This window comes from Cupriavidus taiwanensis (genome assembly GCF_900250115.1).
In the GTDB taxonomy this organism is placed as follows: Bacteria; Pseudomonadota; Gammaproteobacteria; order Burkholderiales; family Burkholderiaceae; genus Cupriavidus; species Cupriavidus taiwanensis_B.
Genome location: NZ_LT984804.1, coordinates 1390826 through 1408843, shown reverse-complemented (window position 1 = coordinate 1408843; position 18018 = coordinate 1390826). Strand labels below are relative to the sequence as shown.

At 61.9% G+C, this 18018-nt stretch carries 13 protein-coding genes and 1 pseudogene; 4 read left to right on the top strand and 10 right to left on the bottom strand.

Translation table 11 applies throughout. The features are described from left to right. Positions 1-1047: 1047 nt before the first annotated feature. The 4 genes from CBM2586_RS23190 to CBM2586_RS23175 form a co-directional block, all read right to left on the bottom strand. Complete coding sequence (locus CBM2586_RS23190; protein ID WP_145987441.1) at positions 1048-2040, bottom strand: ATP-binding protein; 993 nt, start codon at positions 2038-2040, stop codon at positions 1048-1050. Then, positions 2030-3967 carry a helix-turn-helix domain-containing protein gene (locus CBM2586_RS23185; protein WP_145987440.1) on the bottom strand — a complete coding sequence of 646 codons (1938 nt, stop codon included), beginning with the start codon at positions 3965-3967 and terminating at the stop codon, positions 2030-2032. The genes CBM2586_RS23190 and CBM2586_RS23185 overlap by 11 nt, the downstream gene beginning before the upstream one ends. Before the next feature lie 20 nt (positions 3968-3987). After that, positions 3988-4617: a hypothetical protein gene (locus CBM2586_RS23180; RefSeq protein ID WP_145987439.1), complete on the bottom strand. Its 630-nt coding sequence runs from the start codon at positions 4615-4617 to the stop codon at positions 3988-3990. 1481 nt (positions 4618-6098) lie between these two features. Continuing rightward, positions 6099-6389: a hypothetical protein gene (locus tag CBM2586_RS23175; RefSeq protein WP_115690019.1), complete on the bottom strand. Its 291-nt coding sequence runs from the start codon at positions 6387-6389 to the stop codon at positions 6099-6101. Between the two features lie 481 nt (positions 6390-6870). Here CBM2586_RS23175 and CBM2586_RS23170 point away from each other — a divergent pair. Next, positions 6871-7347 (top strand): annotated as a pseudogene (locus CBM2586_RS23170) (helix-turn-helix domain-containing protein); the annotation flags it as partial. Between the two features lie 459 nt (positions 7348-7806). On the opposite strand, the gene CBM2586_RS23165 reads toward CBM2586_RS23170, so the two are convergent. Continuing rightward, positions 7807-8673, bottom strand: a complete 867-nt coding sequence (locus CBM2586_RS23165) for a LysR family transcriptional regulator (RefSeq protein WP_115690017.1) — start codon at positions 8671-8673, stop codon at positions 7807-7809. A 175-nt stretch (positions 8674-8848) separates the two neighbouring features. Here CBM2586_RS23165 and CBM2586_RS23160 point away from each other — a divergent pair, with 175 nt between their 5' ends. From CBM2586_RS23160 to CBM2586_RS23150, 3 genes are all read left to right on the top strand, one after another. After that, positions 8849-10138, top strand: a complete 1290-nt coding sequence (locus CBM2586_RS23160; RefSeq protein ID WP_115691432.1) for a DUF3422 family protein — start codon at positions 8849-8851, stop codon at positions 10136-10138. Positions 10139-10180: 42 nt separating this feature from the next. Continuing rightward, positions 10181-10366, top strand: coding sequence for a hypothetical protein (locus tag CBM2586_RS23155; protein WP_115664439.1), 186 nt, complete (start codon positions 10181-10183; stop codon positions 10364-10366). Between the two features lie 195 nt (positions 10367-10561). Next, on the top strand, positions 10562-11485 hold the full coding sequence (locus tag CBM2586_RS23150; protein WP_115664442.1) for a LysR family transcriptional regulator: 924 nt from the start codon (positions 10562-10564) through the stop codon (positions 11483-11485). A gap of 41 nt (positions 11486-11526) precedes the next feature. Here the strand turns inward: CBM2586_RS23150 and CBM2586_RS23145 are convergent, their stop codons facing one another. The 5 genes from CBM2586_RS23145 to CBM2586_RS23125 all read right to left on the bottom strand — a co-directional run bounded on the left by CBM2586_RS23145 (position 11527) and on the right by CBM2586_RS23125 (position 17895). Beyond that, positions 11527-12507 (bottom strand): Bug family tripartite tricarboxylate transporter substrate binding protein, encoded by a 981-nt coding sequence (locus tag CBM2586_RS23145; RefSeq protein WP_115664444.1) that lies wholly within the window; start codon positions 12505-12507, stop codon positions 11527-11529. A gap of 53 nt (positions 12508-12560) precedes the next feature. Further along, positions 12561-13772, bottom strand: a complete 1212-nt coding sequence (gene tcuB, locus CBM2586_RS23140; protein ID WP_115690015.1) for a tricarballylate utilization 4Fe-4S protein TcuB — start codon at positions 13770-13772, stop codon at positions 12561-12563. Then, complete coding sequence (gene tcuA / locus CBM2586_RS23135; RefSeq protein WP_115690013.1) at positions 13756-15186, bottom strand: FAD-dependent tricarballylate dehydrogenase TcuA; 1431 nt, start codon at positions 15184-15186, stop codon at positions 13756-13758. Before tcuA ends, tcuB begins: the two co-directional genes overlap by 17 nt. A gap of 764 nt (positions 15187-15950) precedes the next feature. Next, positions 15951-16412 carry a RidA family protein gene (locus CBM2586_RS23130; RefSeq protein WP_115664449.1) on the bottom strand — a complete coding sequence of 154 codons (462 nt, stop codon included), beginning with the start codon at positions 16410-16412 and terminating at the stop codon, positions 15951-15953. 34 nt (positions 16413-16446) lie between these two features. Then, on the bottom strand, positions 16447-17895 hold the full coding sequence (locus CBM2586_RS23125) for an aminotransferase class V-fold PLP-dependent enzyme (protein WP_115690011.1): 1449 nt from the start codon (positions 17893-17895) through the stop codon (positions 16447-16449). Positions 17896-18018 lie beyond the last annotated feature (123 nt).

The window sequence follows — 18018 nt, the reverse complement described above, 5'->3', positions numbered from 1 at the left end:
CGTCAATGAGTAGTTCCCCAAAGACGGCCCTCCATCAAAAAAATAGCGGAGAACATGAAGAGCTGCAACGTGATGATCTTGCGATTCAATTCGTAGCAGTCTACCGTCCCGCCACACCCTTGAACAGTGTCGCTCGGTACAAGGCGCCGTTTGTACTAGCAGCCATTTCGCCAGCATTCGTAGCGTAGCCCGATACACGAGATCGACGTACCGCCGCTCATCCCTCCGACGCCTTGATTGAAACAATAGTGTCCCATCTCGGCGCAAACACCAACTGAGTATCGATACATAGTGCTTAGAGCTCTCAAGGCTTGGCGGGAGGGAAGCCGAAAGACGAGCGCATAGCGCGTAGGCAAGCGCTTCGCGCCTCTCCCAATAGCTGCAAATCTCTGCATACGCAGACCCAACGTCAGCATGAGCCAGATGTAGGCTGTTTGCCCAGGCCAATAGGCTCTCGAACCTTCGGTGAAGTTCTGCTTCGTGGTCTCGGAATTCACAATGCATGAGAGGTAAAAACTCCCCGCCGGAGATCGGCGATCGGCAACGTTTGCAGTAATAGGGATTCGACGTGTTGCAGGCATCAATCACGCCTGGTAGTGCGCAACCACAATTTTGACAACGAGACGTCAACGGTACCGCGTGGATCGGACACAAGGGAAGCGCAACGCATTGAAACCAAAAGCTGTGGTAGCCACACTCCAAACACAACGGACATATCCTCAGCATCGACGAAAACAACGCACCCAAGAGGCAGGCCGCGCGCCCGGTCATGACGCTCGCTTCCTCGACCGGGCGCTGCAGAATGACCCCAGCATTCTCCAGTGCCGCGGCTAGTACATTGGACGCATCAAAGTAGCATTTCCTCCTCCTGCCCCAGTAACGTTTGACATGCAGCACTGTCAAGTCGCCCTCGCTTAGGTCATTTAGCTGAACCCATCGCATCAGTAAAGATAACGTCGACTCATAAGGAAGCGGCCCCCACTGGACGCCTGTCCAAGCCAGCAGTTGTCTGTCCGCTTCGTTCGTTGCCATAATGAGCACCAGATGCTAGTCATCCATCATACCGGCGGCATGCGCTACCGCTGCGTCCCAGTACTCTTTTTCCAGGCTACCTTTTTTGAAATCGTCGTCCGCAACGCGAACGACAAAGTACGAAAGCGCATCGAAAATTCGCCGACTCAGCAAGTACCTCTCCATTTTCTTATTTACCCCACTTCCAACCTGTATCTCTCTGACTAGACCAAGACTTTCAAAGGATTTCCAAAAGACTTCCAAGTCGTTTTCAAGCCGATATCCCTCTGCGACCGCCTTCGGGAAGAAGTACTGGGCCCACGTGCATCCGGACTCTTTCGGCCAAGTTTTGACGTCAACCGCGTGGAGTAAGGCTTGCAGTGATTCCTTGTTGTAACCGCGCAATCTCACTCTGTGAAGACCAAACCGATCAGCACATGCGCCAGCGGGCCCGTGTGATTGCATGGATTCCAGCTTCATCTTCAAATCCGGGTCCTCTCCACATGTCACTACGATCAATGAACTTCCTCGCTTCACAAGTTTATTATGTATGTCCTTGAGAAATCCGAAATCTTCAGGTAGAAACGCCTGGGCCTCGTCCAACAGCAGCACCATCATGTTCCACAACGTCGTGCTAGCCAATACTTCGAGGCTGTTGCACACGCGCACTTTGAGCCTAGGGGTTTCTCCGCTAAGCTTAGGATGATCTATCGACCAAAGAACTTCTATGAAGAAGGCGCGTATGGAAGGCACCTCGCGGTTTGCTGCCGAGTAATCAAGTGTTGCGAGGCTACCACCAAAATCGCTCGGTAACTGCGCGCTCAGCGCGCGCAACAGCGACGTTTTCCCCTCTCCCGTTACCTCTGAGATGTAAAAGCTTCGACGCTGCAAGATACATAGCTTGCATGCCGCATAAGCTTGTCTTATCGGTGGCGTCCACAATGGAGTATTACTCTCGTGTGCGAGAAGCGGATGGGTACCGGTTTGCAAACGACTACGGATATCATCGAGAATAGCTTCAGACATCATCGTCTCTCCTGGTATTGCGAAATTCGCCGAATATCCCCCGTGGTTCCCTACTACCGTGCTCGGCAGATGACCTGGTTGATCCCTCCGCTGGGTCGTACGCGATCTGTCGCTGTAGTTTGGCGATTTCCAAAGCTTCGCGTTTACTTCGCTTTTTTGGCTTCTGTTCGATGAGTGCTTGACGCCTCGCCTTTATAACCTCATGTACAACCCGAGGATCTCGTTCGGCTGGACACGCTAAGGCTTTCCGATTCATGACTTGCCGAGCCAGAATCGAATACTTCCAGTCGGCCCAGCGGGCGTCCGGATTTAGTTGTCCAAGATCCTGTCCAGTACTGAGGAGGACGGCCCATGCTTTGCGAATGTCCATCCGCTGGACTTGAAGCTCCACTTTCTGCCCAATCAGCGTGAAGTCAGAGGAGAGTCGCTGATTTGTATAGCGGCATCGATCAAATTGAACGTAGGGCCGCACGCCCTTCTTCACTGAACCTCGGACAGTGGCCACCGTCTTATGCATCAGGAGCCGTAGTTCCGGCTCGCTCGAGATTGGCAACGGCTGTGGTACCCAATCGAGCTCCGGCCGTGTCGCATAGCCTTCCAATATGTCGCGAATGGTGCTGCGGAAGAATTTTTCCGGCGTAAACACGGTGTGATGCTCTGCGATGACGGCATCGAGGATTGCCGTAAGATCCTTGTCACGCAGTGTATACAGCGCTGCCTCCTTCTCTGGCTGGTGGCGCCGCGGATCATGCGGACCACTGCCATAGGTACACCGCAGTCGATGGAGGCCCCGTTCAGCCAGCTTTCCATTGAGTCGCTCGATAAAGGGTCGGAGCCACCAGGCGCGCGGAACGCCGAACTCGACAGCGCAACCGAGTACATCGATGACATTGTTCACAAAGTCATTGGCAACGTTCGCCCACCCATTGTCGACTTTAAGCAGGCAACACCCCTGTCGCGCATAGAGGAGAATAAGATTTGGCAGGAGTGAGGCGTGTTCAGGTACAACATCGCGCATCAATGGCGCGACGTCGTCCTGTGCTACCGGCATCAACGAAGAGAGGACAGTCTGGAGGGCCGTATCGGCCGACGGCTCGGCCTCATAAGCGACGTGATAGCCACATACGCCCCCAGTGCACTCATCGGCCAGCAAACCGACGTACCAACGCGCGACAAGCAAACGATGTAGTTGGCCATAGCGGTCCTCGAACTCGATGTACCCGGGTGCATCCTGCCGGACATAATCCAATTCCAAGATCGAAAACGGCATCCACGCTTGAATCAAGCGTGGATGCCCCCTTCCGATCATCAAGTGCCTCGCGGCCTCCTCCCCACTGCGCTCCCGAATGTATGCGGTCGGTCTGGTTTTCAACAGCGCATGCAAATACTTCCGAAGTGCGGAGTATCCACGATTTTTCGTATGTAAAGGCCATTCGCTCGGCTTGAGTTTTCCCTTCAATTCTTCAAAGAACTCCTTGTGAATATTGGCAATTGACTTCCTGGCTTCAACATATTCGCCGTCGTCATTCCGCCCAAGAAACTGATTTATGACTCGTTCACGCAACCAGGGAAAGCGATCGAATAGCTGCCCCAGGGCGCCTGCATATCCGCTTGAGCAGATTGTGCCCCCTACAAAATTGCGCGCTGCCGACTTCGACCGCTTGTATGTTACGACGTGAAGCCCTGGATAAAGGGCGCGAAAACCGAAAATCCGTTTATCCGGGGCGACGGCGAGACAGCGCTTGATGATACGACGAAGGGTATCGTCAGAAATCAGCGTTTCGGTTGCAATAGCTTTAAAGCTATACCCTGCAATGTAGAGAGCGATCGCCTCCTTCTTGCGTGCTACGCCACGACGTGCATTTTCGTCTAGGTTAGATACGTCGATATCTGGCCAAGCTGCAATATCCTGCAATGCAGCAGGAATCATAGAACGTCTCGCACCTGATTTCATTCTGCACCCCTTGAGAGCAAGGAACGCCGCGAAAACAATTGCTTCTTGAGCTCGGTTCGCAAAATCCCTATTGCCAGTTGCTGTGCAACGGCAGCGAGCATAATGGCAACATCTATGCCCGGCTGAGCGATCACTTCGCTCAGCGCAACGGTATGGCGGTCCTCAAAGAGTCCCGCGAGCACTAATAACTCTTTGCCTGCATACTTGCCATGAGCGCGGGTACGTGCCGCACAGAGGAATCTCCAATTTTGCGGAAGTAGCCCGGCAGCGCGAATTTGCGCTTCAGTCTTAATAATGATTGGATAGGGGCACTGATCTTCCTTTGGCAAGCCGCGGCGGCTGAAATACCAGCGCTCAATTTTTTCACCCACAAAATGGACGTCCACGGCGTCGGAAGCGGAAGCATTGCCGGCAAAATCTGAGCGCAAGATATATCGGCGAATCTCGGGGTTCCCCTCCGCCAACATCAGGTGCCAGAAGCAAACTTGCCCAAATACCGCCAACCGTTTATTGTTCTTGGGGGACTCAAAAACGTAAAGGTTGCGCAAGCCTCGTCCGGGCAAGTCAACATAATGCCGCGCAGCGATTGTTCGCGGCAGAACTACCACATGTGCCTCGTGTTTCATCGCGATCCTCATATTTTCGAGGGATGAGACCAGGCCTTACGCGGCAGCAAAACATTCCCCTTGACTTCCGGGAAAAAATGAAGCAAAGTCAATCCAAGCTTGCGGAGATGTTTCGGGTAAGTGCGAACGCGGCACTGGCCGGAATTCTTTCAGGCGATAATATTCTCCTCGTCGTGTCGGACGATTTAGGTTTTGGCGCGAGATCAGCCGTTACTGATCTCGCGCCGTGCTGTTTTCAAGCACGAGCAACTGACTCGTAATTGTATTTGTCATAGTCGCCCCCCCAAAAATTGCAAGCTTTATCGGCGAGTCAGAAATCTCGCCAAGATGATTTTAAGGCGCAAGACGGGAGGATTTCTCCGGGCATTTTGGCCGGCATATAAATAAAATATTTTTTTATTATCCATGGCTGTCGGTTTTTCGCTTTTTGTTGGAAAACTTGACGCATTTCCAGAAAATCTCATAAGCCCGGGCGTCGGAAGGCACGAATGCGCCGCATTTTTGCGTGATCGGCGCGCCATATGGCCTTTTGACCACCACGGCCGTAATCGCGACCAAAGTGACCTGCGGAACACGCGTGCGACATTGTTATTTGTGTGGAAAAGCAGACTCGACTAGGAAATTGGAACGTCATACTGACCACCTCTCCCGTAGGCGTTCTGATGCCGGCTCTGCTATTGCAGCTTAGAAGTCACACGTCGTGAGAGGTCCCTTGACGATTTAGCTGTCACCGCCGCAGGTCTGCTGGACACAAACGCTTGGCAAGTTCAGATGCTTCGCCCCTCGTCGCGCTCTGCAGTCGTGGACTATCGTTCTGCAGGGCTTGGCTAATATTCCCTGCCATTCGTCAGCGCTACCGGTGGCGTCATCTCAGCTAGTCCCATAGCCGAAAATTAGCAACGCAGCGCATGCAGTGTTGGACCCATCGGAGTTGATTGCCCTGTTCGCCGCAAAAGGCCGGTCGACTTTCGCCGACCTGGGCGAACCAGTCTTGAGTGTCGTTGAAAGGAACGCTCCCTAGCGCTGGCTCACGAAACCGTCTGCCTACTTGCAGTCGCCTTAATCGACCATTTCAGGCGAGCACACTCCGGCCGCTTGCTCGTCCATGACGCAGAACTCTCGCGCCTTCTTGCAGCGATGTCGCGGATGGCCAGCTTACACGTTATGTTCGGCATGCCGGTCAGATCCGATGGCGCACACACCATAGGTGCGCAATGCCGCGACGCCTTGCGCGGCGCAAGTTGCTATCGCTCAATTGTGCTACCCGCTTATCAAAAACAGACGAGGCGACTGAACCGTTTGCAATGTTGACGGCCGCCGAATGAGCCATGGGTCAGGACCCCGACTCCTCTGAGAATCATCGAACAGCTCTCAGAGTACATGCGCGCATAAGAGTTTTGGCGCGTCAGAACCCGGGACCTTCGCTGCAAGAGTTGGCCAGCGCCGGGGGATATGAAGTTGGAATCCACGGCGCCATGGCCTCATTGGTGCCGGAATGTGCGACTGAGCCGGTCGCGCAAGCGAGGCAAGTTGGCCACCCAACCTTTGGTCACCACGTCTTGCGCCGGCAGTCGTTCGCTGGGATGCGCGGCGAAGTAGTGCTCGCTCGCCTGCATCAGACGCGCGGCTTCGCGCGGGAAGCTCGATTGCACCACCATAGCGGCCAGCCGGAATACGTTGGCCTCACGCTGGTTCAGTGCGGACCCCGTGCGCTCGCGTGCAACGGTCGCGCAGCGACGTAGGAGTCCAGCTTCGACGTCACGGGAACTCATGCTGGATCTTCCGATGGGTGGTATCAACAGATGCCTGGCAACAGCAAAAAGTAGAACAATGCTCACTCCGCATGGCTGTTTCATCTTAGTCCGTGAAGTTTATAACACGGCTTACGTTGCTAGTTACTACGGCCTAGCGGGAGAAGCAGACCTTATCGCGCTAACGGTGGAGCCGGCCATCGCTATCACGGATTAATATTTCCCGAGCATTTGTACCTTATGCGCCTCCCTACTTTTGCCTCCAGTTTTACGTTGCTCTTACTTTTCCACGTCATGTTTCCACACATAGATCGTGGGAGAAAAAGTGCCGCGTACTCCAAGGACAGGCCGCTAGGGTAACAGTCAAGCCAAATCTCAGCCGACAACTTTACGTTAGAGGACTGAAATGTCCGCCCGAGGCGCTGCCCATGGTATTCAGCCTGTCCGGTTGAATGCAATGGAGACGCCAGGCATGGCAAGACCAGAGGTCATTACAGTAAGCATGCGCGAGATTGACAGGCTCAAGACCGTCCAGGCGGTCATGGATGGTCAGTTGCGGCCCGGCGTGGCCGCCGAACGATTGGAGATCACTGACCGGCAGCTGCGGCGGTTACTGGAGCGCTACCGGCTGGAAGGCCCAGCCGGGCTGGTCTCGCGCAAGCGCGGCCGACCCAGCAACAACCGTCTGTCTGGCGAGCGCGAAGCCGCAGCGCTCGGCCTGATCCGGGAACACTATGCCGACTTCGGCCCGACCCTGGCGGCCGAGAAGCTGCGCGAAGCACACGGGCTCACTCTGGCGAAGGAAACGATCCGCCGGCTGATGACGGTGGCCGGCCTGTGGGTGCCGCGCAAACAGCGGCCGCCGAAGGTCTACCAGCCTCGTAACCGGCACGCCTGCTATGGCGAACTGATCCAGATCGACGGCAGCGATCACCGCTGGTTTGAGGAGCGCGCCCCAGCCTGCACCCTGCTGGTTTTCGCCTATCGGAGATCGATCAGGGCGCGATTGTGGACAACAAGCGGCTCGGAGCTGTGTTGCAGATAGCGCAATACGTTCAGGAGAAGCGCGACGGCCGCCCGGCAAGAAGTCCCAGCGTTCCCTGGGCCAGAACGATATGTTGGAAGCTCTGCAACGCTTACAGCAGCAGCCGTGGCCGCTTAACGGAACGGAGAACTGAACTCAGCTTGCTACCGGAATTCAAATCCGCTCCGCCGGCATGACTGCTTCACCCTGAGCTGGATTCAACCGTGTCAGGCCAGCACCACCGCCCTACGGAACACCCAGAAAACTGACCAAGCAAGTTGAAGACTGACCGGACATTTTAGCTTTGCCGGCGACCGGACATTTCAACTTTGCCTGGACAAGGACTGTCAGGGCTAAATAGAAACGTCGTACCTCCTTGCCACCCCTGGCATTACGCGTGCTCTGAGGCTGGCGCTATGGCTGCACCGCCCCTGCTCGCAGATCCGTCATGATCTGCTCGGCAAGGAAGTCGCAAGGCGGCCGCTTGGACTTGGCGCTGCGCGCGAGAATCAGTTCGAGCGGCGGCAGGTCAGGCAGACCATGGGCCTGGCCAAGCACGGTCAGTTGCGACGGGATCGCGCAGCGGGCCAGCGCGGCGACCGCCAGGCCGGCCTCGACCATGCTGAGCAGGCCCAGCAGGCTCGGGCTTTCGTACGAGGTCCGATGCGCGATCCGTGCGCGATCCAGGCTGCGTATCGCGTTCTCGCGCGCCACGCTGCCCGGCATGAACACGGCGATGGGCAATGGCCGGTCCTCCCAGACTTGCGGCCCGTTGGTCATGGCGGCCCATGCCATCGGCTCATGACGGATGAAGTCGCCGGACAGGCCCTTTACGCGCGTGCCGCAGACGAGGTCGACGGTCCCGTCCTTGACCAGTGGCGCGAGCGCGCTGCTGGGCAGGCCGACCACCTGGATCTCAACTTTCGGGTACGTCGTCGAGAACTTCTTCAGCACCGAGGGCAGCAGCGATGACGCGTAGTCGTCGGGCACGCCGATCGCCACCTTGCCGGTTACCTCCGGCCGCACCACCGCCGCCCAGGCTTCGTCGCGCAGGGCCAGCATGCGCCGGGCGAAGCCCAGCAGCACTTCGCCCTCATGCGTGAGCACAATGCTGCGCGGCCGCCGCACGAACAGCGGCCGGCCCAGCGCTTCCTCCAGTGCCTTGACTTGCATGCTGACAGCGGATTGCGAACGGTTCACCGCCTCGGCGGCCCGCGTCATGTTGCCGGTCTCGGCGACGGCGATCACCGTCGCCAGCACATCGTGGTCGAGCATTTTCATGGCTATCAGGGAAACTGAACGCAACAATCAATATTATGCGTTTTTCTTCTTGCAAACGGCATGCGATATTCGCCGGCAAGAACCAAGGAATCCTGGACAGCAAGCCGGCGCCGCGCCCTGAGCGCGGGCGTCCGGCATCCGCCCCTAGAGCATGGACAACAACGCCGCTTCGCTGCTGGTCGATCACCCGCTACGCGCCTCCCTCGTCGCCGAACTGCATGCCCGCCCCTTCCTCCGGCTCGGCGGCAGCGTGTCACTGACCCACTACGCCATCTACTCGGACGAGGATGCTGCCATCCACGAGTATCTGGTGCGCACCTTGTGCGAGCAGACCGGCATGGCGCTGCCCGCGGAAGGGGTCACGCACCACGCGGTGCAATCCCGGTTCGGCTGGCATCTGAAATGGGAGCGCCACACCGAGTTCTCCACCTTCACGTTCGTCAGTCCGCGCGACGACACCGACTTCTTCAACGACCTCGCCATCGATGGCGTGCCGGCGGACTGGCTGACCTTGCTGGCCGGCAAGCGCTTCCATGCGGTGCGGATGGAATTGCTGTCAGGACCGGCGGCGGCCGCCGTCAGCGCGAACTTGCGTGACTGGCTCGACGGACCGGTCCTGGTCGGCAGCGAAGTCCTGGGCGGGGGCAAGGTCTATGGCGACTGGAGTGTGCGCGCCGACGGCTACGTGCGCATCCTGGCGATCGACGAGGACTTCCGCGAGGAACAGGGCGGCAGGCTGCTGCAACGGCTCTACGAGATCGAGACGTATCGCATGATGGCCTTGCTGGCGCTGCCGGTTGCCCGCAGCCTGGGGCGCAAGCTCGACGAGATCCACGCCTCGCTGCAGGAACTGATGCGGGCCATGGACACACGCCGTGCCGGCGACGACGATGCCGGATTGCTGGACCGGCTCACCGAGCTGGCCGTGCGCGTGGAGTCGCTGTCCGGGCACAGTGGGCGCTTCAGCGCGTCGCGCGCCTATGAGCGCATCGTGCTGGCGCGCATCCAGGAGTTGCGCGAACAGCGCATCGAAGGCATGCCCACCATCTCTGAATTCATGGAGCGGCGTTTCGGTCCCGCCATGGAGACATGCCGCAGCGTCTGGTCGCGCCACGAACAGATCGCGGCACGGGTCGCGCGCGCGGTCGACCTGCTCCGCACCCGTGTCAACCTGGCGCAGGAGCGCGACGTCACCAGGCTGCTGGCAGGGCTGGAACGTACCGCGCGCAACCAGTTGCATCTGCAGCATGCCGTCGAGGGGCTGTCCGTTGCCGCGATCTCGTATTACGTGTTGTCCATCGCGGCAGCGGGCTTGAAGGCATTGCATGTCGTCAAGCTGCCCGTGGATCCCGAACTGGCCGAAGGCTTGTTGATCGTTCCGGTGGTAATGATCGTGTTCGGCGTCATCAAGCGCAGCCGGACCCAGAAGGCCCACGATGGCCCTGCCCGCGCCGGCCACGCCTGAACCACCGTCAACCTGCAGCGCACCTTTTTTCGAGAATCGCCCATGAACGCCGTCACCAGCATTGTCCCGTCTCCGCTGTCGTTGCCTGGCGCTGTCCGGCAAGCGCCGCAGCCCGGCCCGCATCGGGTGATCCGGACGGGCAAGCAAAAGCCCCCCACGGAAGTGCTGACCGACAACTCGAACGACCGGCCGGACGTCGCCACGATCGCGGTGCTGGGCTACAACTGAAGCTGGCAATGCCCGCCCGGATCCCGGGCGGACAAGTACCCCATTTCAACGCCCGCCGGGCAGTTCCCTCCCGTGCTTCCATTCGGGCATCCATCCCGCCAGGTGCTACCATTGCGCGGCATGCCGCACGGTACGACGGCCAGCCACTGAGCGGTCGCCGCTGCGATCGCTTGGTGCGATGCCATCCAATACCCCATGGAACTGCGTCAACTCCGCTACTTCACCAAGGTCTGCGAACTCGGCAGCTTCGGCAAGGCAGCGCTCGAACTGGAACTCGCGACCTCAGCGCTCAGCCAGCAGATCAGCAGGCTCGAGCGCGAACTGTCGACGCGCCTGCTGCAGCGCCAGTCCACGGGCGTGGTGCCGACCGATGCCGGACTTGCCTTCCTGCGGCAGGCACAGCTGACGCTGCGCCACGCCGATGACGCGGTACGCGCGGCGCAGCAGGCGCGGCTATCCGGCCACGTCAGCATCGGCCTGGCTTCGACCACCGCCGCGGTGCTGGGCGTGCCGCTGCTGCGCGCCATGGCTGCGCGCTATCCCGACGTGCGGGTCCACGTGGTCGAGGCGCTGTCGGGGCATCTGAGCGAGATGCTCAATGCGCGCCGGCTCGACCTGGCGATCGTGTTCCGCACCGAGACCGCGCGCCGCTGGAGCGTGACGCCGCTGCTCGACGAAAAGCTCTATGTGCTCGGCGCGGCGGGCTTGCCCGGCCTGCCCGGTAGCCAGCGTGCCCGGCTCGCCCAGCTGGGGCAGCTGCCGCTGATCCTGCCGAGCGCGACCCACGGTCTGCGCGCCCTGCTCGATGCGGCCTTCGCACGGGTGCGCGTGACGCCGAACGTGGTGGCGGAAATCGACGGCCTGTCGCTGCTGATGGATGCGGTGCGCGCGGGCTTTGGCGCCACCATCCAGCCAGGCGCGGCGACCGCGCGCCTCGATCCGGCGCTGGTCCGCGCGCGGGTGGCCGACGCCCAGGTGGGTCGGCACAACCTGCTGGCCAGCCTTTCCGATGACGAGCTGTCTCCTGCGGCCCTGGCGGCGCGGGTGGTGCTGGCCGATACCGCGCGCAGCCTGGTTCGCGACGGCGCGTGGTTTGGCGCGACGCTGCACAAGGATTGAGACCGGGACGGCGGTGCTGCCGCCCGGCCTGAGCCTCGGCCTCAATCTACGGTGATCTTCCGCTCCCGGACGATCGCGCCCCACTTGGCGCTCTCTTTCTTCATGAAGGCGAGCAGTTCCGGGCGCGTGGTCGGCTGCGGCGTCAGGCCATGCTTGTTCAGCGCATCCTTCACCGCTGCGTCGTTCAGCACCCTGACGATCTCCTGGTTCCAGCGATCGAGGACCGGGGCCGGTGTCTTGCCCGGTGCCACGAAGGCATACCAGTTCAGCGCCTCGAAGCCGGGATAGCCGGATTCCGCCACGGTGGGCACGTTGGGCAGGTACGCCGGCCGCACCGGGCCGGTGGTGGCCAGCGGCACCAGCTTGCCGGCCTCGACCTGCGGCATCGCCGTCGGCGGTGCCGCAAAGTACGAGGTCACGCGCTGGCCAAGCAGATCCTGCAGCGCCGGTGCTCCGCCCTTGTAGGGAATATGGACCATCTCGATGCCGGCACGCTGGTTGAACAGTTCCCCGGCAAGGTGGGAGGCGGAACCCGCGCCGGTCGAGGCGTAGTCCACGGCCCCCGGCTTCTTCTTCGCCAGCGCGACCAGTTCCGCCAGGTTGTTCACGCCGGCGCCCTTGTGCACCACCAGCATATTGGGGAAGTTCACGCCGCCCGAGACCGGGGCCAGATCCTTGAACGGATCGTAGGGCAGCTTCATCAGGTGTGGCGCGATGGTCAGCGGCCCGACCGAGCCGAACAGCAGCATGCTGCCGTCCGCCGGACCGCGGGCCACCAGCTGGTGGGCAATATTGCCGCCGGCGCCGCCGCGGTTATCGACGACGACCGGCTGGCCGAGGTTGTCCGCCAGCTTCTTGGCGATCAGCCGCGCGGCGGCATCGGCAGCGCCGCCGGCAGCGAAGCCCACCACCAGCGTGACCGGCTTGCCGCCGGCGATGGGCTGCGCTTGCACGAGCCCCGGGGTCAGGGGAAAACAGAGCGCGGCCAGCAAGGTTGCGCGCAGGATCAGTCGACGGTCCATCGATTCGGTCTCCGTATTGTCGTTCTGGAAAGGGTCTTTTGTCGGCCGGCGGCTCAGTCCGCCCCCAGCCCGACCGGGTTCGGGCGGCGCTTTTCCACCGCATGGCGCAGCAGCGCCGCACTGCGGAACACGCCGTGGCCGAATTTGCCGTAGGGCATGGTCGCGAACAGGGCCATCACCGCACCGAGGTGCAGGCACAAGAGCAGCGCCAGCGCCGGCGTGGCGCGGCCCAGCCACAGCGCCAGGCCGCTGGTGGCGGTCAGGAACAGCAAGGCGATGAAGCCGAGGTCCATCGGCCGCTGGTCTTGTGCCAGGTGCAGGCGGTGACGTTGCAGGTTGAGCCAGCCGAGCCCTGCGGTGCCGACCGCGAGACTGGCGCCGCCGAGGGCACCGAGCACCTTGGGCAGGCTCGGCAGCTCGTATGGCGCGTGCCAGCCGAAGGCATAGTGATAGATCGTGGCCACGGTGGTGGCGGCAAAGCACAGCAGGAAGCCGTAGAAGGTCAGATGGTGGAAGCGCCGGCGCGAAAGCGTGAAGGCGTCGTCGGCATTGTTGCAGCCGGCACCGTGGCCGCCGTCGAGGTATTTCAGCCGCAGCACCGCGGCCCCCGCTTCCGCCGCCGCCGGCGCGTTCACTGGCGCACCGCTGGTCGCGGGGGTGACTTCGCGCCAGAACCTGCGCACGCCCATTGCCAATGCGAGCACGACGAAGCCGAACACCGGCGCAAACATCGACACCAGCAGGTTGTGCGGGAACAGGGCGTAGAAATTGCCGCTGGCGGGGCCGCCCCACAAGGTACCGTTGAGCGCCACGGCCAGCAGCAGGAACAGCGTCAGGCCGAGCGCCAGCGCCAGCGACACGGTGAGGCCATTACGCCGGTACAGCGCGCCGAGCGCCGGCGGCCAGGCATAGTCCTGGTAGGTCTGGCCACGCACCTGCGCCATCGCCACCGGGACATTGACGGCGAACTCGTGCGGCGGCGCGTACTGGCAGGCGTGCAGGCATGCGCCGCAGTTGTGGCACAGGTTGGCCATATAGTGCACGTCGGCCCGGCCGAACTCGAGCCGCCGCGTCATGGCGGGAAACACCGCGCAGAAGCCTTCGCAATAGCGGCAGGCATTGCAGATCTGCAGGATGCGCGCGACTTCGCCTTCGGCAGCCGTCAGCGGCAATACGGGATGGATCGGAATCACGCGCCGGTCAGTGCTGCCCACGCCTTGCGCATCGGCACGAGCCTGATCGACCAGTTCAGCCAGCGATGGCATGGGACTGCTCCATATCGAAATCGGGATGTCGGAAGCCGCAGGCATGCGCGGCGCTCACGCCGGCGATGCGGCCAAACGCCGTGCCGATCGCCATGCCGACGCCTGCGGTATACCCCTTGCCCAGCACGTTGCCGGCCATCATTTCGCCGGCGACGAACAGGTTCGGGCTGGGCCTGCCATGGAAGTGGGCCTGCGCGCACTCGTTGACCTTGAGGCCCAGGTAAGTGAAGGTCACGCCGGGGCGCAGCGCGTAGCCGATATAGGGCGGCGTGTCGAGCGGCCGCGCCCAGTGCGTCTTGGCCGGCGAGATGCCCGCGGTGGCGCAGTCGTCCAGCACCGTGTGGTCGAAGGTGCCGGGCCGGCACGCGGCGTTGAAGGCCTCGACGGTCCGCACGAAGCTGGCTTCGGGCACGCCGAGCTTGCGCGCCAGTTCGCCGAGCGTATCGGCGCTCGTGCCCGGAAAGACCGGCGGCATGAAGCGGCCGATGGCCTTCTGGTCGATGATCGAGTAGCCGATCTGGCCCGGCTGCTGCGCGACCAGGCGTCCCCAGATGGCGTATCGCTTGGGCCAGAAGTCCTCGCCCTCATCGTAGAATCGTTCGCCGTCGCGATTGACGACCACGCCGAGCGAGACACAGTCGATCCGCGTGCAGATGCCGCCGTCATAGAGCGGAGCGCGCGCGTCGATCGCCACCATGTGCGCCTGGGTCGGATCGCCGATCGCATCGGCCCCCGCGTCGATCATGTGGCGCAGCAGCACGCCCTGGTTGAAGCGCGTGCCGCGGATCAGGAAGTTGTCGGACGGCCACTCGCCGCGTTCGTTCCGGCCCCAGGCCTGGCGCAGCCAGTCGCGGTTGGATTCGAACCCGCCGGCGGCCAGCACGCAGGACCTGGCCTCGATGCGTTCGCCGGCAGCGGTCACGGCTGCGACGAAACGGTCACCGTCGCGCTCGATGGCAACCACCCGGGCGTCGTAGCGGATCTCGACCCCAAGTGCCTCGGCACTGCGGAAATAGGCGTTGACCAGCGCCTTGCCGCCGCCCATGAAGAAGGCATTGGTCCGCGCCACATGCAGCGCTCCCGACAGCGGCGGCTGAAAATGGACGCCGTGCCGGCGCATCCAGCCCCGGCAACGCGACGATGCCCGGATCGTCATGCGCGCCAGGCGCTCGTTGGTGATGCCGCCCGTCACCTTCAACAGGTCCTGCCAGTATTCCTCTTCCGGGTAGGCATCGACCAGCACATCCTGCGGCGCCTCATGCATGCAGCGCAGGTTGCGGGTGTGCTGCGAATTGCCCCCGCGCCATGCGCGCGGCGAGCCCTCCAGCAGCAGCACCGAGGCACCCGCCTCGCGCGCCATCAACGCGGCGCACAGCGCGGCATTGCCGCCGCCGATCACCAGCACATCTTTCATGGGGGAATCTCCTTGTGGGCTCGACTGTAAGCACGGCCCGGTGGAGACGAAAGATGGTGCCGATTAAGGCGTGTTCAGTTTTTGTGAAGGGTCGGGGCGGTGGCGCGAGGCGAGAACGCCGCGCCGTTGATCACGCTGTACCCCATGGCGGGCAGGCTCGCCGGGGCTGGATTGGCACTGTCCGTATCCTGTGGCCGTGGAGTATCAGGCTGAACCTTGGTAGGGCTTGTTGGTAGAACTGGGGTACCGAGGTTGACTTGTTTGTCGTGCTTGGCGGGCGTGGCTGTCTCGCCGGCGCAGCCGGCGACCTACTTTCTGTCCGAGCGACAGAAGGCAAAGAGCGCGTCGCCCACGCGGCTGGCTAAGGCGGCGTTGGTGGCTCCGGCGGTGGTGACTTGCGCTCAGGCGGTTTGGGGGTTCCAGTCTGCTGACGCTACCTGGAGGTGCCTGGCGTTCGGGGTCGGATGGACGAACCCGACTGTAGGTCGGTGGCAACCTGCTTATCACGCTATTGGTCGGACGCCTTCGGCTGCGCTGCGCGCGCTCCCGATCGCAGGTCTACTGCTCTGGCACCGAGTGCGTCGCTGCGCTAGCACGGCCTTGTCGCGGGCGAGCCCAGCCTGTCTCCGCCCGCATGTTTTTTCCCCTCTCCCGCGTGCGGGAGAGGGGCGGGGGTGAGGGCCGGCGCATCCACGAAGTCAACCGCATCAATCCCTGCACATCCGCATCATCGCCCGGAATTTGGCGATGAACCCCAAAAAACCTCAGGGCTTGACCGCGATCGCCCCGATCTCCACGGCAACGTCGCGCGGCAGGCGCGCGACCTGCACCGTCGCCCGTGCCGGCGCGACGCCGCTGAAGTAGGTCCCATAGACCTCGTTCATCTTGCCGAAGTCGTTCAGGTCCTTCATGTAGACGGTGGTGGAAACCACGTCGGCCATGGTCATGCCGTCGGCCGCCAGTACCGCCTTGAGGTTGTCGAGCACCAGCCGGGTCTGGGCCTCGATGGGGGCATCCTTGAGCAATTCGCCGGTCTTCGGATGGATCGGGATCTGGCCGGCAAGGTACAGCACATTGCCGGCGCGCACCGCCTGGGAGTATGGACCGATGGCCTTGGGGGCGTCGGTCGAAGCGACGGCGCGCAGCGTGCCGCCGTGCTGTGCGCAGGCCGACAGCGATGCCACGCCGCACAGCGCCGCGGCCATCAGAGCGATAGATCGTTTCATGGGCTTGACTCTTGTCGTGTTGAAGCGGGACCGGTTACGCCATGGCGCCGGACAGGGTCCACATCGATTCCACCAGCCGGTCGATGTCGTTCGCGTCGTGCCACAGGTGCGTGGAAATGCGGACGCCGTAGTGCTGGGCCGGCGCGCCGATGACCTCGAAGTTCACCGAGCGGATCACGAAGCCGGGGGCAAAGTCGCTCAGCATGCGGTTGACGAACATCGTCACCTTTTGCTGGTTCATGACATCATCGCGATTGCGGAACGGATTGAAGCAGGTCAGCGCGGACAGGAGCTTCGGATCGTCCTTGGGCGAGTACAGCGCCTCGACGCCCCAGCGCTCGACGATCTTCTCCTTCAGGTACGACGACAGGGTCAGGTCGTAGGTCTCGATCTTTTTCCTGCCGATGGTGTCCCACATCTCGCAGGCGCGGGCCAGTGCGCGGAACATCGGCACGTGCAGGCTGCCGCAGGAGGTCACGGTGGCGGCGATGTCATAGGTGCCGCGCGCCTGCCTGACGTAGGAGCTGGTATGGATCGGATACCACTCCGGCAGCGGCAGCGGATTGGACGGGCGCATCTTGTTGCGGATCACCAGGATGCCGGTGGAACCCGGGCCGCACTGCCACTTGTGGCCGGCACCGGACATGAAGTCCATGCCCAGCGCGCCGTAGTCGTACGCCATCATGCCAGGCAGGTGCGCACCGTCGACGATGCTGATCAGGCTGTGGGCCTTGACCACCTGCATCAGGTCGGCGATCGGCAGCATGGTGCCGGTCTTGTAGGTGGGCGACGACCACATCATCGCGCGTACCCGCTTGCCCTGCCCCTTGAGCGCGCGGATGCGCTCGTCGAACAGCTGCACATAGGTGCTCGCGGTCTGGTTGTTGCCGACCGGCAGCGCAATGGTCGAGACCTCGATGCCATAGCGGTCCACCGCGATATTGAGCGGGGTCAGGCCGCCGCCGTGTTCGTGGTTGGTGGTGACCACCACGTCGCCCGGTTCCCACTTGATGCCGAGGATCGCATGGCACATGCCCGACGAGGTATTGCCGGAGAATGCCACTTCATCGCCGTCAACGCCGAAGCCCTTGGCCACGGCCGCGCGCAGGTCCGCCAGGTTGCCGTAGCCGCTGGACGAATCGGCGGCCTTGGCCAGGTTTTCCTGGCTGAAGACATCGAGCACCACCTTGGGCATCGAGCCGCCGGTACCGATGTTCATGTAGACCTTCTCGGGCTTGAGCACGAACATGCCCTGCACCTCGCTCCAGAAGGCTTCATCCTGCGCCAGCTGCGAGCGCAGGTCCGACGATGCCGCCGAGGCGTCGTCCGAGCAGGCGCTGATCAGCGGCGCCAGCGCCAGCGAGCCGGCCCCGTAGGCCAGCATGCGCAGGAATTCGCGCCGCTTGGGCGTCCACGTCGCCAGCTCTTCCGGATGCGATGGCGTTGCGACAGCCGCTCTCTGCTTTTGCTTCAGCTCGTCCATGGTGCTCTCCCGTTGTGTCCCACGATCGGCGCAGCGGCGTGCTTGCGCTTGCGTGCCTGCATGCCTGGCGCCTGTTCTGTAAAAAAGTCTACGCAAACAACGGCCGCGACAGCAGCACGACTT

Bases quoted from the DNA above. Each gene is read 5' to 3' on its own strand.
- CBM2586_RS23125 (WP_115690011.1), bottom strand. From the start codon at position 17,895: ATGGACGAGCTGAAGCAAAAGCAGAGAGCGGCTGTCGCAACGCCATCG.
- CBM2586_RS23150 (WP_115664442.1), top strand. From the start codon at position 10,562: ATGGAACTGCGTCAACTCCGCTACTTCACCAAGGTCTGCGAACTCGGC.
- CBM2586_RS23155 (WP_115664439.1), top strand. From the start codon at position 10,181: ATGAACGCCGTCACCAGCATTGTCCCGTCTCCGCTGTCGTTGCCTGGC.
- tcuB (WP_115690015.1), bottom strand. From the start codon at position 13,772: ATGCCATCGCTGGCTGAACTGGTCGATCAGGCTCGTGCCGATGCGCAA.
- CBM2586_RS23145 (WP_115664444.1), bottom strand. From the start codon at position 12,507: ATGGACCGTCGACTGATCCTGCGCGCAACCTTGCTGGCCGCGCTCTGT.
- CBM2586_RS23175 (WP_115690019.1), bottom strand. From the start codon at position 6,389: ATGAGTTCCCGTGACGTCGAAGCTGGACTCCTACGTCGCTGCGCGACC.
- CBM2586_RS23180 (WP_145987439.1), bottom strand. From the start codon at position 4,617: ATGAAACACGAGGCACATGTGGTAGTTCTGCCGCGAACAATCGCTGCG.
- CBM2586_RS23185 (WP_145987440.1), bottom strand. From the start codon at position 3,967: ATGATTCCTGCTGCATTGCAGGATATTGCAGCTTGGCCAGATATCGAC.
- tcuA (WP_115690013.1), bottom strand. From the start codon at position 15,186: ATGAAAGATGTGCTGGTGATCGGCGGCGGCAATGCCGCGCTGTGCGCC.
- CBM2586_RS23165 (WP_115690017.1), bottom strand. From the start codon at position 8,673: ATGAAAATGCTCGACCACGATGTGCTGGCGACGGTGATCGCCGTCGCC.
- CBM2586_RS23190 (WP_145987441.1), bottom strand. From the start codon at position 2,040: ATGATGTCTGAAGCTATTCTCGATGATATCCGTAGTCGTTTGCAAACC.
- CBM2586_RS23130 (WP_115664449.1), bottom strand. From the start codon at position 16,412: ATGAAACGATCTATCGCTCTGATGGCCGCGGCGCTGTGCGGCGTGGCA.